This is a genomic window from Actinacidiphila acididurans (assembly GCF_016918855.1).
Lineage (GTDB): Bacteria > Actinomycetota > Actinomycetes > Streptomycetales > Streptomycetaceae > Actinacidiphila > Actinacidiphila acididurans.
In genome coordinates this window covers 252504-265546 of the sequence record NZ_JADKYB010000004.1, presented here as the reverse complement: position 1 = coordinate 265546, position 13043 = coordinate 252504, and the positions used below count along the sequence as shown (strand labels likewise).

Sequence of the window (13043 nt, the reverse complement as noted above, 5' to 3'; positions counted from 1 at the left end):
ATCCGTGGCCGACCCCCGTACGCCGCCCGGTTCGGCGCCAGGGGCGCGTACCGCTCAGGCCCCCCGAGTGGCTGTGCGGGTGGCGGCGGCTGGGAGGAGGAAATCGCGGCACAGGGTGGTCACGTCGTGGACCAGGGGGCGCAGGAGGCGGTAGCGGGACATGGAGATCAGGCGGGCGGCCAATGGGGTGGAGCGGCGGACCAGTTCGCGGGTGCGGGTGGTGTCCGGGGTGCGGTCGAGGACCCAGTGGAGGACGACCGCCATCAGGAGGAGCCACAGGAGTTCGGGGAGCTGGGCGGCCAGTTCGGGGTCGAGCTTGCGGGCCAGGTCCGATCCGGCGAGGACGTCCGCGAACAGGGCGACCGCGGTGGCCCGGGCCGGCCGGGACTGCTCGGAGAACGGGCTGACCGGGCTGTCCGGGTCGGCCGCCGTACGGAAGAACTGCGTGCCGAAGGCGTGGTACCGGCCGGCGCAGTCCAGCCACGAGGCCAGCGCGATCTCCAGCCGGGCGGCGAAGTCCCGTACCCCCTCCATCCGTTCGGCCGCGTCCCGGGCGTGCTCCCGGGTGATCCGGTCGTAGAAGCCCTGGATCAGCACGTCCTTGGACTCGAAGTAGTAGTAGGCGATCCCGACCGAGACCCCGGCCTCCTGCGCGATGGCCCGCATGGTCGTCCGGTCGTACCCGCGCTCCTGGAACAGCCGCATCGCCGTGTCCAGGATCAGCGCCCGCGTCTGCTCGCTCTTGCCGGTCTTGGGCCGCGCCCGCCCCCCGGGCAGCTCACCGGCCCCGGCGCCGTCCTCGGACCGGCTCCCGGGCTCCGGTACGGCCTCCCGTACGCCGTCGCCCTGCGGCCCGGTCTGCTCCGGCTCCGGTACGGCCACGCCGTGCCCCTCTCCTCCGTCACATCCCCCACGCGCCGAGCCTAGGGCCGTGTCTGACAAATCCCTCCCCCAGCTACCGCTGGGGGTGCCCCCATCCCGCGACGCCCCGCACGCACGCTCGCTGCGTTGTCGGTCGTCGGCGCAGCCCGCTGCGCTCTCTCCCCCTGGGCCTGGCGGCCCGGGCGGTGCCCCCACCCTCCGCCTTGCGATCTGGGGGCACCCCCGGGCGAAGCCTGGGGGAGCACCGGACGCCGCGGGCCCCGCCCTGGCGGGCGGACGGCGCTATTTGTCAGACACGACCCTAGGGCTTTCCTGTGCGCCCCAGAACAGCGGAGGGCCCGGTTCCGCGGGGGTCGGAACCGGGCCCGGTCTCGGTGGGACCGACGAAGCGTCAGTCCCGCGTGTAGGCGGGCTCGCGGCCCACCCCGTCGCCGTCCGTGCCCTTGGCACCCGCGGCGGCGGGCAGCGCCTCCTCGGCCGGCTCGACCGCCAGGTGCGGCAGCCGCTTGTCCAGCCAGGACGGCAGCCACCAGTTGGCCGGGCCGAACAGGTGCATGAGCGAGGGCACCAGCACCGTGCGCAGGATGAAGGCGTCCAGCGCCACCGCGCCCGCCAGGCCGATGCCGAACATCGCCAGCACCCGCTCCCCGCTGAGCACGAAGGCGAAGAACACGCAGATCATGATGACCGCCGCCGAGTTGATCACCCGGCTGGTCTCGGCCAGGCCGACCCGTACCGCCCGCGCGTTGTCCTTGCTGTGCACCCACTCCTCGTGCATCCGGCTGACCAGGAAGACCTGGTAGTCCATGGACAGGCCGAACAGCAGCGACAGCATGATCACCGGCAGGAAGGCGTCGATCGGCCCGGCCCGCCCGGCCAGCGAACCGCCCCAGCCCCACTGGAAGACCGCGACCAGCACGCCGAACGAGGCCGCCGCGGCCACCAGGTTCATCACCGCCGCCGTCAGGGGCACCACCAGGCTGCGGAAGGCGAAGAGCAGCAGCACGAAGCCCAGCGCGATGATCACCCCGATGAACAGCGGCAGTTTGCCGAACAGCACCGAGGCGAAGTCCTTGAAGATCGCGGTCTGGCCGCCGACGTAGGCCCGCATGGTGGTGCCCTTCTCGGCCGCCGGCACCACGTCGTGGCGCAGGTGGTCGATCAGGTCCGACGTCGCCTTGTCCTGCGGCGAGGTGGTCGGCACCGCGTTGACGAACGCGATGTCGCCCGCGTCCTTCAGCGGCACCTGCGCCGCGAACGCGATCCCGGGCGTGGTCCGCAGCGTGCCGACCAGCCGGGTCACGGCCGCCTTGTCGGCGGCGGTCGGCGCCTGCGCCAGGATGGTCAGCGGGCCGTTGAAGCCGGGGCCGAAGCCGTCGGCGAGCATGTCGTACGCCTTGCGCGTGGTCGTTGTCGTGGGGTTGTTGCCCTGGTCGGACGAACCGAGCCGCAGCGAGAGCGCCGGAATGGCCAGCGTCGCCATGACCACCACCGCGACCGCCGCCAGCGGGCGCGGGTGCCGCTGCACGAAGGACGACCAGCGGGCCGCGGGGCCGCTCCCGCTCGTCTCCTGCGCCCCACCCGCGGCGGCGAGCTTGCGGCGCTGGCGGCGGCTGAGCACCCGCATCCCGAGCACGCCCAGCATGGCCGGCAGCAGCGTGACGGCCGAGGCGACCGTGACGATCACGGTGAGCGCCGCGGCCACCGCGACACCGTTGAGGAAGGTCAGCCGCAGCGTGAACATGCCCAGCAGCGCGATGCACACCGTGCCACCGGCGAACAGCACCGCCCGCCCGGAGGTGTTGAGCGCGGCCACCGCCGCATCCTCCGGACTGCGCCCGGCCAGGATGCCCTTGCGGTGCCGGGTCACGATGAACAGCGCGTAGTCGATACCGACACCGATACCGACCAGGCTGGCGAGTTGCGGTGAGAAGTCCGCCACATTCATCCCGTGGCTGAGCAGGATGATCGCGGACGAGCCGATGCCCACGCCGAACAGCGCGGTCAGGATCGGCAGCAGCATGCCGAACAGCGACCCCAGCGCCAGGAACAGCACCACGCCCGCGGCGGCGATGCCCACGACCTCGGCCACGGCCGGCAGCGGCTGCTCGGCCTGCGCCGGCTTGTTGCCGCCGACCTCCACCTTCAGCCCGGGCGCCCGCGCGCTGTGCGCGGTGTCGATCAGCAACTGCGCCTGGTTGTTGGACAGGTCGTTGCCGAGCTTGGTGTACGTCACGGTCGCGTAGGCGGTGCGCCCGTCCTTGCTGACCTGCGCGGCACCCGCCGGGTCGTACGGGCTGACGACCGTGCCCACGTCGGTCTGCTTCGCGATCTTCGCCAGCATCGGGGTGATGTGCTGCTGGACCGAGGCGTCCCGCACGGAACCGGAGTCCACGTGCCACACCACGGTGTCCGCCTCGCCGGACCGGGCGGGTATCGCCTTGTCCATCAGGTTGAGCACCGTGGTCGACTCGGTGCCCTTCAGCGAGAACGCGTTGGAGTACGCGTCACCGATCTGGTTGCCCGCGCCGCCGACGCCCACGAGCACCGCTACCCATACCAGGATCACCAGCCATTTGTGCCGGAAAGACCATCGTGCCAGTGAGGCCACGATCACATCCCCCATCGTCTGTTCGTCGCTCGCGTCCGCGCGAAGCCGCCCGACCTGATTCCTCCTTCAGCCTCGGTGGCCGCCGCACCGCTCTCCAAACGGATCCGGCATCTCTCAAGGAACTCCAAAGTTCCGCCCCGGGGCCGCTCCGGGATCCGGTCCCCCGCCGGACCCCGGCCGGACCCGGATGCCCGGCCGAACCCGGACACTGGCCGGACCCCGATACTGGGGGGCATGGACGCGACCGTGCTCATCGTCGAGGACGAACCCGGGATCGCCGACATCCTGCGGATCACCCTGAAATACAACGGCTTCACCGTGCACAGCGCCTCGACGGCACGGGAGGCCCTGGCCGCCGCCCGCGAGCACCGGCCCGACCTCGTGCTGCTCGACGTGATGCTGCCCGACGGCACCGGCTGGGAGGTGTGCCGTGCCCTGCGCGAGGAGCGCGCCGCGGAGGGCGGGGGCGACGCCGAGGAGGAGGACGACCTGGCGGTCATCTTCGTCACAGCGCGCGACGCGCCCCGCGACGTGGTGGCCGGCCTCGCGCTCGGCGGCGACGACTACATCACCAAGCCGTTCGGCGTGGACGAGGTGGTGGCCCGGGTGCACGCGGTGCTGCGCCGCACCCGCCGCCGCGCCCGCCCCCGCGAACGAGTGCTGCGCCACGGCGACCTGGAGATGGACGAGGCCACGTACAGCGTGCGCCGGGCCGGCCAGCCGGTCGAGCTGACCCCCACCGAGTACAACCTGCTCCGGCACCTGCTGCGGCACGCCGGGCGGATCCTCACCAAGGAGCAGCTGCTCCAGCACGTGTGGCGGTACGACACGGCGGTGTCCTCCACGGTCGTCGAGACGTACATCTCCTACCTGCGGCGCAAGCTGGACCGGCTCGGGCCGCCGCTCATAGAGACCCGGCGCGGCGTCGGCTACGGCCTGCGCGCGCTGGACCCCGGGCCCGGAGCCGTCACGTGAGATATCTCCTGAGCCCGAGTCGTCCGCCGATCCGTTCCCGTGACGGTCGGCCGAGCCCGCCCGGGACCGACAAGTGCGGGTGGTGGCCCAAGCCGAAGTCGCTGCGCGGCCGGTTCACCATCGCCAACGTGACCTTCCTCGCCGTCGGCCTGCTGCTGGCCGCCGCCGCGAGCATCTGGGCCACGTACATGGTGCTCATCGGCCAGATCGACGACTCGCTCAAGGGCTCCCAGGACTCGCTGCGGCAGATCACCCTCGCCACCAGCAGCATGCGGCAGCTGTGCACGCTCGCCGACCTGCTGGAATCCGGGCACGGCAGCTCGGCGATCTCCGAGGCCTTCCAGCAGGACCTGTTCATCGTCCTGGACAAGGAGGGCAAACCTGCGGCCTTCTGCCAGAACGGGCCGGTCGGTCCGGGCGGCTCGATCGGCTCGGGCCCGGCCGCGCGGTCAGCCGGGGCGCACGGCGGTACGAGCACGGCCGCCGGCCCGGGCAGCGGCTCGGCACCGGCAGTCGCCGGTACGCGGCAGGTCAGCGCCGAGCAGCGGCGGGTGGCCGCCGCCCTCCCGGACCCGGCGGGCCTCGCCCGCAGCGGAAAGGCGGCCACGGTCAGCAGCGGCTCGCGGGAGTACCGGGTGGCCGCGGTCCGCCTCTCGGACGGCACGATCCTGGTCAAGGGCATCCGGCTCAGCGGCGTCAAGCACGCCATCGGCAAGCTGCTGATCTGGGAGAGCGCCACGGGCGTGGTGCTGCTCGCCCTGCTGGCCGCCGGATCGCTGACCGCCGCCCGCCGCCGGCTGAGCCCGCTGGAGGACATGGTGGAGACGGCCTCCGCGATCTCCCAGGGCGACCTGTCCCGCCGCATCCGCACCACCCGCGACGGATCCCTGGAGGTCGCCCAGCTCAGCGAGGCGCTCAACGCGATGCTCCAGCAGATCGAGACCGCCCTCACCGAGAGCGAACGCGCCACCACCCAACTGCGGCAGTTCCTCGCCGACGCCTCCCACGAACTGCGCACCCCGCTCGCCTCCGTCCGCGGCTACCTCCAGCTCTACGAGAAGGGCATGCTCGACCGCGACGAGAAGGAACGGGCCCTCGGCCGCGTCTCCGCCGAGGCCCTGCGGATGAGCCGCCTCGTCGACGAACTCCTCGCCCTCGCCCGCCTCGAGGACCGCCCGGCGCTCGGCTTCCAGCCGGTCGACCTGTGCTGCCTGGTCCGCGAGGCCGCGCAGGATCTCGCCGCGCAGCAGCCGGAACGCCCCATGACTTTGCTGATTCCTGCGCCCGACGGATCCACGCCCCCCTGCGTCCTCGGCGACGAGGCCGGCCTGCGCCAAGTCGTGGGCAACCTCCTCGGCAACGTCCGCGTCCACACGCCCGAGGCATCCCCCCTCACCGTCTCCGTCACCGCCGGGCCCGACCACATGCTCCTGCGCATCGCGGACTCGGGCCCCGGGCTTCACCCCCACGACGCGGCGCGCGTCTTCGACCGCTTCTTCCGGGCCGACCCGCAACGCGCCCACGACACGGGAGGGGCGGGCCTGGGTATGTCCATCGTCCAGGCGCTCGTCCAGGCCCACCGGGGGACGGTGAGCCTGGACACGGCGCCGGGGGAGGGGCTTACGGTGACGGTTCGGCTGCCGCTGGCGGCGGTGGGGTCACCCGTTGAGCCTCTTCTTGGATGAGTGTCCGGACCTCAAGGTACGACTCCGACGCCCGGGAAAACGCCGCGGGTCCCGTCCGCCGTGACAGCGGAACGGGACCCACGGGGAGAGGACTGCGGCCTTGCGCAACCCTCTCCGCCGGACGGAGTCCGGCGCAGCGGTCCGAAGCCCGGGAGGCCCGCCAGGGCCGAGCGGTGCGAGGGCCGCGAAAAGAGGCGGACAGGATCAAATACGGCGGGTGATCAGCGCGCGCTTCACTTCCTGGATCGCCTTGGTGACCTCGATGCCGCGCGGGCACGCGTCCGTGCAGTTGAAGGTGGTGCGGCAGCGCCAGACGCCGTCCTTGTCGTTCAGGATCTCCAGGCGCTGCTCACCGCCCTCGTCGCGCGAGTCGAAGATGAAGCGGTGCGCGTTGACGATCGCGGCCGGGCCGAAGTACTGGCCGTCGTTCCAGAACACCGGGCAGGAGGAGGTGCAGGCCGCGCACAGGATGCACTTGGTGGTGTCGTCGAAGCGCTCCCGGTCGGCGGCGGACTGCAGCCGCTCCCGGGTGGGCTCGTTGCCCTTGGTGATCAGGAAGGGCATCACGTCGCGGTAGGCCTGGAAGAACGGGTCCATGTCGACCACGAGGTCCTTCAGCACGGTCAGGCCCTTGATGGGCTCGATCGTGATCGGCTTCTCCGGGTTGATGTCCTTGATCAGCGTCTTGCAGGCCAGCCGGTTGCGCCCGTTGATCCGCATCGCGTCCGACCCGCACACGCCGTGCGCGCACGAGCGGCGGAAGGTCAGCGAACCGTCGATCTCCCACTTGACCTTGTGGAGGGCGTCGAGCACCCGCTCCTTGGGGTCGATCGGGATCTGGTAGTCCACCCACTGCGCCTCGGCCGCGACCTCCGGGTTGAACCGGCGGACCCGCAGCACGATCGTGATCAGGTGGGAGGCGGCGCTCTCGGCCGCGTCCAGCGCGGCGGAGTGGTTGTCGAGCGTCTGGGTGCTCATCAGTACTTACGCTCCATCGGCTGGTAGCGGGTCTGCACGACCGGCTTGTAGTCCAGGCGGATCGACTCCACACCCGTCGAGTCGGTCTCGCGGTAGGCCATCGTGTGCCGCATGAAGTTCACGTCGTCGCGGTTCGGGTAGTCCTCGCGGTAGTGGCCGCCGCGGGACTCCTTGCGGGCCAGTGCGGAGACCGCCATGACCTCGGCCAGGTCGAGCAGGTTGCCCAGCTCGACGGCCTCGAGCAGGTCGGTGTTGAACCGCTTGCCCTTGTCCTGGATCGCGACGTTGCGGTAGCGCTCGCGCAGTTCGCCGATCTTCTCCACCGCGGTCTTGATGGTCTGCTCGGTACGGAACACCATCACGTTGGCGTCCATCGTCTCCTGCAGCTCGCTGCGGATGTCGGCGACCCGCTCGGTGCCGTCGGACTCCCGCAGCCGTGCCACCAGATCGGTGACGAGGGCGGCCGGGTCCTCCGGCAGCTCCACGAAGTCGTGCGAGTGCGCGTACTCGGCGGCGGCGATGCCGGCCCGGCGGCCGAAGACGTTGATGTCCAGCAGCGAGTTCGTGCCCAGCCGGTTGGCGCCGTGCACGGACACGCAGGCCACCTCGCCGGCCGCGTACAGGCCCGGCACGACCGTGATGTTGTCGGACAGCACCTCGCCCTGCACGTTGGTGGGGATGCCGCCCATGGCGTAGTGCGCGGTGGGCTGGATCGGGATCGGGTCGGTGTACGGCTCGATGCCCAGGTACGTGCGGGCGAACTCGGTGATGTCCGGCAGCTTCGCGTCGAGCTGCTCCGGCGGCAGGTGGGTCAGGTCCAGGTAGACGTGGTCGCCGTCCGGGCCGCAGCCGCGGCCCTCGCGGATCTCGGTGTAGATCGCGCGGGAGACCACGTCGCGGGAGGCCAGGTCCTTCATGACGGGCGCGTACTTCTCCATGAAGCGCTCGCCGTCCTTGTTGCGCAGGATGCCGCCCTCACCGCGGGCGCCCTCGGTGAGCAGGATGCCCATCCGCCAGATGCCCGTCGGGTGGAACTGGAAGAACTCCATGTCCTCCAGCGGCAGCCCGCGCCGGTAGACCGCGGCCTGGCCGTCGCCGGTCAGGGTGTGCGCGTTGGAGGTCACCTTGAAGAACTTGCCGGTGCCGCCGGAGGCGTAGATGACCGCCTTGGCCTGGAAGACGTGCAGCTCGCCGGTGGCCAGTTCGTACGCCACCACGCCCGCGGACCGCTTGACGCCGTCGACCTCGACGAGGAGCTGGTCCAGGACGTAGAACTCGTTGAAGAACTCCACGCCCTCCTTGACGCAGTTCTGGTACAGCGTCTGGAGGATCATGTGGCCGGTGCGGTCGGCGGCGTAGCAGGCCCGGCGGACCGCGGCCTCGCCGTGGTTGCGGGTGTGGCCGCCGAAGCGCCGCTGGTCGATCCGGCCCTCGGGCGTCCGGTTGAACGGCAGGCCCATCTTCTCCAGGTCCAGGACCGCGTCGATGGCCTCCTTCGCCAGGATCTCGGCGGCGTCCTGGTCGACCAGGTAGTCACCGCCCTTGATCGTGTCGAAGGTGTGCCACTCCCAGTTGTCCTCCTCGACGTTGGCGAGGGCCGCCGCCATGCCGCCCTGGGCGGCGCCGGTGTGGGAGCGGGTGGGGTACAGCTTGGTCAGCACGGCGGTGCGGCTGCGCTTGGTGGCCTCGATGGCCGCGCGCATGCCCGCCCCGCCCGCGCCGACGATGACGGTGTCGTACTTGTGGATCTGCATGGGGGTCGCTTCCCTGTCCAGCCCTGGCGCGGCGCGAGGCTCACGCGGCTGTGGCGGCTATTAGCGGATGTTCGGGTCGAAGGTGAAGATCACCAGCGAGCCGAGCACGATGGTGAAGGCCACCGCTGTGAACAGCAGCGTCTTGAGCCAGAAGCGGGTGTTCGGCTGCTCGGCGTAGTCATTGATGACCGTCCGCAGGCCGTTGCCGCCGTGCAGCATCGCCAGCCACAGCATGACCAGGTCCCAGCCCTGCCAGAACGGGGAGGCCCAGCGGCCCGCGACGAACGCGAAGCCGACCTTGGTGACCCCGCCGTCCAGCACGAGCTGGATCAGCAGGTGGCCGATGACCAGGACCACCAGCACGACGCCGGACAGCCGCATGAACAGCCAGCCGTACAGCTCGAAGTTGGTGCGCGTCGCGCGCGGGGAGCGCTGGGTGCGGGCCCGGGGCGGCTCGATGACCGGGGCCGGGTTGTCCGGGCCGTAGGCGGAGCTGGAGCCGGTCAGCTCGACAGCGTCCTCGGTGGAGACTTCAGTGGCCATGGCTCGCTCAGCTCCCGAACAGCACTCGTGCGGCGTGGCCGAGGACCGGGTAGACCGCCCCGGCCATCAGGATCACCCACAGCACCATGACCGACCAGAACATCTGCTTCTGGTAGCGCGGGCCCTGGGTCCAGTAGTCCACCGCGATGATCCGCAGACCGTTCAGCGCGTGGAACAGGATCGCGGCCACCAGGCCGTATTCCAGCAGGCTGACAACGGGGGTCTTGTAAGTAGAGACGACCTTGTCGTAGTCCTCGGGCGAGACGCGCACCAAAGCGGTGTCGAGGACGTGCACGAACAGGAAGAAGAAGATGAGGACACCGGTGACTCGGTGAGCCACCCAGGACCACATGCCTTCCCGGCCGCGGTACAGCGTTCCAGCCGGCACGGAAAAAACCCTCCGGGAGCGGGACGAGGGGTGCCGGCTTGTTGGTGTCGGTCACGCCCGGCCGGGTACGGTCCACCGGCCCCGGCCATGGTAGCGACGCCCCCTGTGGCGCGTATCGCGGGGTCGGTCAGGTGTGATCGATCCCGCACGGTCGGGTGAACCAGGGCTTCCGGGTCACGCGGCCGGTACCGCCCGGGGGTCGGTGGCCAGCGCGGTCAGCCGGGCGCGGCACAGGCGGCGCAGGTGGTCGGCGGTGACCACGGCCTCCTCGTCGGCGTCGTGGCCGAGCCGCTCGCGCAGCGCCGCCATGGTCTGGTCGAGCACTTCGGCCGGGTCGGTCACGTCCAGGGCGAGCAGGAACGCGTGCCCGAACTTCGCTTCGTAGTGTGCGTGGGCGGCGCGCAGCGCGGTGTGCACGCTGGGGCCGCCGAAGGCCGCGGCGGGCAGCGGCTCGGCGGTCTCGGCGGCCAGGGCCTCGGCGAGGTCGCCGGGGGCCAGGTCGTACGCCGCCTCGTCGGCCGCGGCGAGCAGCACCGTGAGGGTCGGGTAGGGCCGGTGCGCGGCCACCCGCCGGGCCCAGCGGTGACTGCCGCAGCAGTCGCGCAGGGCCAGTTCGGCGGCCACGGACGGCGCCTGGTTGAGCAGGCGCAGGCCATCGGGCATGAGGTCGCTGGACAGCGGCGGGCTCCTGGTGGGACGAAGGCGGCTGGCCGCACGGGACGGTGCGGGGTACGGGACGGCACTGCGAGCACCGGGCGGCGGTCACCGGGCGGCCGGATCGACTGGCCTTTACTCTACGGGCCTACGGCGCGCGGTACCGGTGCGAGCGCCCGCGTGTCACACGTTCCGGCACAATCCACGGCCACGTGTTGACGCTCGGTCCCGCGGGCCGCCGGGTCCGTCACCAGGCCCGCCACCGGATCCGTCACCGGGCGGGCCGCCGGGCACATCGGGCACGACAGCGGCTTGTCATCGGGCGGGCCGGCGAGGAGAACGGACAAGACGACGGCCGGGGGCCGCCTCCCCCCACAGGAGCGTCCCCGGCCGCCAAGAAGTAGGGCGTATCGGGGTCCAAAAGTGTCACTGGCCGATGATGAGGCAGGATGGTTCCAGTGTTCGAGGGGGTGGGGCCGGACGTGGATCTGGACACCGCGGTGGGCGCGGCACGGGACGGCGACGAGGCCGCGTTCCGCGTCGTCTACCGAGCCGTGCAACCACAACTGCTGCAGTACGTACGCAGCCTGGTCGGGCCCGCCGACGCCGAGGACGTGGCCTCCGAGACCTGGCTGCAGATCGCCCGTGACCTCCCGGGCTTCCGCGGCGACGGCGCCTCCGTACGCGGCTGGGCGGCCCGGATCGCCCGCAACCGGGCCCTGGACCACATCAGGGCGCGGGCCCGCCGCCCGGCATGGGGGGCGGGCGTCGACGAACTCCTCCAGCTTCCCGACCGCGCGGACACCGCGGGCGAGGCGCTGGACGCGGTCGCCACCGACCGGGCGCTGGCCGCGATCGCCGCGCTGCCCCGCGAACAGGCCGAGGCGGTGCTGCTGCGGGTGGTGATGGGCCTGGACTCCACCAGCGCCGCCCGCGTCCTCGGCAAACGGGCAGGATCGGTCCGCATGGCCACCCACCGGGGCCTGCGCCGGCTGGCCGAACTGCTGGAACAGGAGGGCCACCTGGACGGCCGCCATCCCGATGTGACGTTTTCGGTCTCCAAGGCGCTGTGAGGAAGTGACATGAGCAACCCACAGCGCCGGGACGGCGCCCCCGCTCCCGACCCGCGACGGCCGCCTCAGCGCGGCGAATCCGGTGCCGCCCGCGGCCTGCCGCGCGGCGCCGCTCCGGGTGCGTCCAACCGTGATCCGGCGCGCCGCGGCCCGGCCGGTCCGGTCGGCTCGCACGGCGGTCGGGAGACCTGGCTCACCGAATATCTTGCCGAGGCGCTGCTGAACGGCACTCCGGTGCTCCCGGGCAGCGGGCAGCCGGGGCCGGAGCGGACCGCCGGGGACCTGCCCGACGACCCCGACGGCACCGCCGGTCGCGCCGCCCTGCGGCTGGCCGGGGTACTGGCCGCCGCGCGCCGCGGGCCGGACGTGCTCGACCCGATGCGGGAGGAGGCGGCGCTCGCCGCGTTCCGGGCCGCACGCGATGCCCCGGCCGCGGTCCCGGCGATCCGCCCCGACGAGCCGCGGGTGCTGCTGCGCCGGGCCGGCGGGCAGCCCGTCGCGGGCCGGCGGACCGGGCCCCGGGTGCGGGTCCGTCAGGTCGCCATGACCGCGCTCGCGTCGGTGGTGGCCCTGGGCGGCGCCGCGGTGGCGCTGGCCGGCACCGGCCGGCTGCCGGTGCCCGGCGGCGGCTCGGGTACGGGACCGGTCAGCAGCCGGCCGCCCGCCGCGGTCTCGCCGGACGGCAGCACCGCGGGCCCCTCGCAGCTCCCCTCCGCCACACCGCGGCCCCCGGTGGGCCCGTCCGCCGGCAGCGCGCCCGGCGCCGCGGAACCGCCGCACACGGCCGCCTGGTGCCGCGGCTACCTGCTGGACGTCCAGCGGCACGTGACGGCTCCTTCGGCGGCCACGACCGCGTACTGCCTGCGGCTGGTGAAGCCGGGCACGAACGGGCAGAACGGCGGCCAGGGCGGGCAGGACGGCAGTTCGAACGGCGAGCCGGGCCAGGGCGGTCAGGACCGGAACGGTCAGGGCGGCGACAACCAGGGCGACAACCAGGGCGACAACCAGGGCGGCGGCCAGGATGGTGGCCAGGACGGCGGATCGGACCACCAGAAGAGCAACAAGGCCGACGATCCCGGTAATTCGAATAAGACCGACAAGCCTGGCAAGTCGGGCAACAAGGACTCCGGCAGCGGTCAGGGCGACTCCAGCGGCCAGGGCGGCGACAACACCGGCCAGGGCGTCACGCACACGGCCATGACGCCGGGCGACTCCGGCAACCAGGGTGACGGCCAGGGCGGGAAGAACGGTCAGGGCGGCCAGGGCAACCAGGGCGGCGGCCAGGGCGGGCAGAGTGCCAAGGCCGGGAAGGCGGCCCGGACCGGCGGCTCGCGGAACGGCGCCGAGCAGGGAAAACAGGCCGGGTCCGGGCGCGGGCGGCACGGCGGGAGAAGGCACGGCGGGCAGTGACGTGACACTTTTGAGCAGGCATCCGCTGTAGGTAGTGGATCGGCTGGTCACCGGTCCCGCGGACCCCGGTTCTCCCCGTATCGGGGTCCG

11 protein-coding genes are annotated in these 13043 nt (G+C 72.2%); 4 read left to right on the top strand and 7 right to left on the bottom strand.

The window, feature by feature from the left end:
• Nucleotides 1–54: 54 nt before the first annotated feature.
• Complete coding sequence (locus ITX44_RS08950; protein ID WP_307795177.1) at nucleotides 55–882, bottom strand: TetR/AcrR family transcriptional regulator; 828 nt, start codon at nucleotides 880–882, stop codon at nucleotides 55–57.
• A gap of 391 nt (nucleotides 883–1273) precedes the next feature.
• On the bottom strand, nucleotides 1274–3508 hold the full coding sequence (locus ITX44_RS08945) for an MMPL family transporter (protein ID WP_236060272.1): 2235 nt from the start codon (nucleotides 3506–3508) through the stop codon (nucleotides 1274–1276).
• 219 nt (nucleotides 3509–3727) lie between these two features.
• On the opposite strand from ITX44_RS08945, the gene ITX44_RS08940 reads away from it, so the two are divergent.
• Nucleotides 3728–4468, top strand: a complete 741-nt coding sequence (locus tag ITX44_RS08940) for a response regulator transcription factor (protein ID WP_205356531.1) — start codon at nucleotides 3728–3730, stop codon at nucleotides 4466–4468.
• Nucleotides 4465–6153 carry a sensor histidine kinase gene (locus tag ITX44_RS08935; protein ID WP_307795176.1) on the top strand — a complete coding sequence of 563 codons (1689 nt, stop codon included), beginning with the start codon at nucleotides 4465–4467 and terminating at the stop codon, nucleotides 6151–6153. The genes ITX44_RS08940 and ITX44_RS08935 overlap by 4 nt, the downstream gene beginning before the upstream one ends.
• Nucleotides 6154–6357: 204 nt before the next feature.
• Here ITX44_RS08935 and ITX44_RS08930 read toward each other — a convergent pair whose 3' ends face one another.
• From ITX44_RS08930 to ITX44_RS08910, 5 genes are all read right to left on the bottom strand, one after another.
• The gene (locus tag ITX44_RS08930; RefSeq protein WP_205356530.1) at nucleotides 6358–7131 is read right to left on the bottom strand and encodes a succinate dehydrogenase iron-sulfur subunit; all 774 of its coding nucleotides are present in this window, start codon (nucleotides 7129–7131) and stop codon (nucleotides 6358–6360) included.
• Nucleotides 7131–8885 carry a succinate dehydrogenase flavoprotein subunit gene (gene sdhA, locus ITX44_RS08925; RefSeq protein ID WP_205356529.1) on the bottom strand — a complete coding sequence of 585 codons (1755 nt, stop codon included), beginning with the start codon at nucleotides 8883–8885 and terminating at the stop codon, nucleotides 7131–7133. Before sdhA ends, ITX44_RS08930 begins: the two co-directional genes overlap by 1 nt.
• A 60-nt stretch (nucleotides 8886–8945) precedes the next feature.
• Entirely contained in the window at nucleotides 8946–9428 is a 483-nt protein-coding gene (locus ITX44_RS08920; RefSeq protein WP_205356528.1) for a succinate dehydrogenase hydrophobic membrane anchor subunit, read from the bottom strand.
• 7 nt (nucleotides 9429–9435) lie between these two features.
• Nucleotides 9436–9816, bottom strand: coding sequence for a succinate dehydrogenase, cytochrome b556 subunit (gene sdhC, locus ITX44_RS08915; protein WP_205356527.1), 381 nt, complete (start codon nucleotides 9814–9816; stop codon nucleotides 9436–9438).
• 174 nt (nucleotides 9817–9990) lie between these two features.
• On the bottom strand, nucleotides 9991–10479 hold the full coding sequence (locus ITX44_RS08910) for a 2-oxo-4-hydroxy-4-carboxy-5-ureidoimidazoline decarboxylase (RefSeq protein ID WP_205356526.1): 489 nt from the start codon (nucleotides 10477–10479) through the stop codon (nucleotides 9991–9993).
• Between the two features lie 440 nt (nucleotides 10480–10919).
• On the opposite strand from ITX44_RS08910, the gene ITX44_RS08905 reads away from it, so the two are divergent.
• Nucleotides 10920–11543, top strand: a complete 624-nt coding sequence (locus tag ITX44_RS08905) for an RNA polymerase sigma factor (protein ID WP_205356525.1) — start codon at nucleotides 10920–10922, stop codon at nucleotides 11541–11543.
• 9 nt (nucleotides 11544–11552) lie between these two features.
• A complete protein-coding gene (locus tag ITX44_RS08900; protein WP_205356524.1) occupies nucleotides 11553–12953 on the top strand; it encodes a hypothetical protein in 1401 nt (466 codons plus the stop codon).
• The last annotated feature ends 90 nt before the right edge of the window (nucleotides 12954–13043 follow it).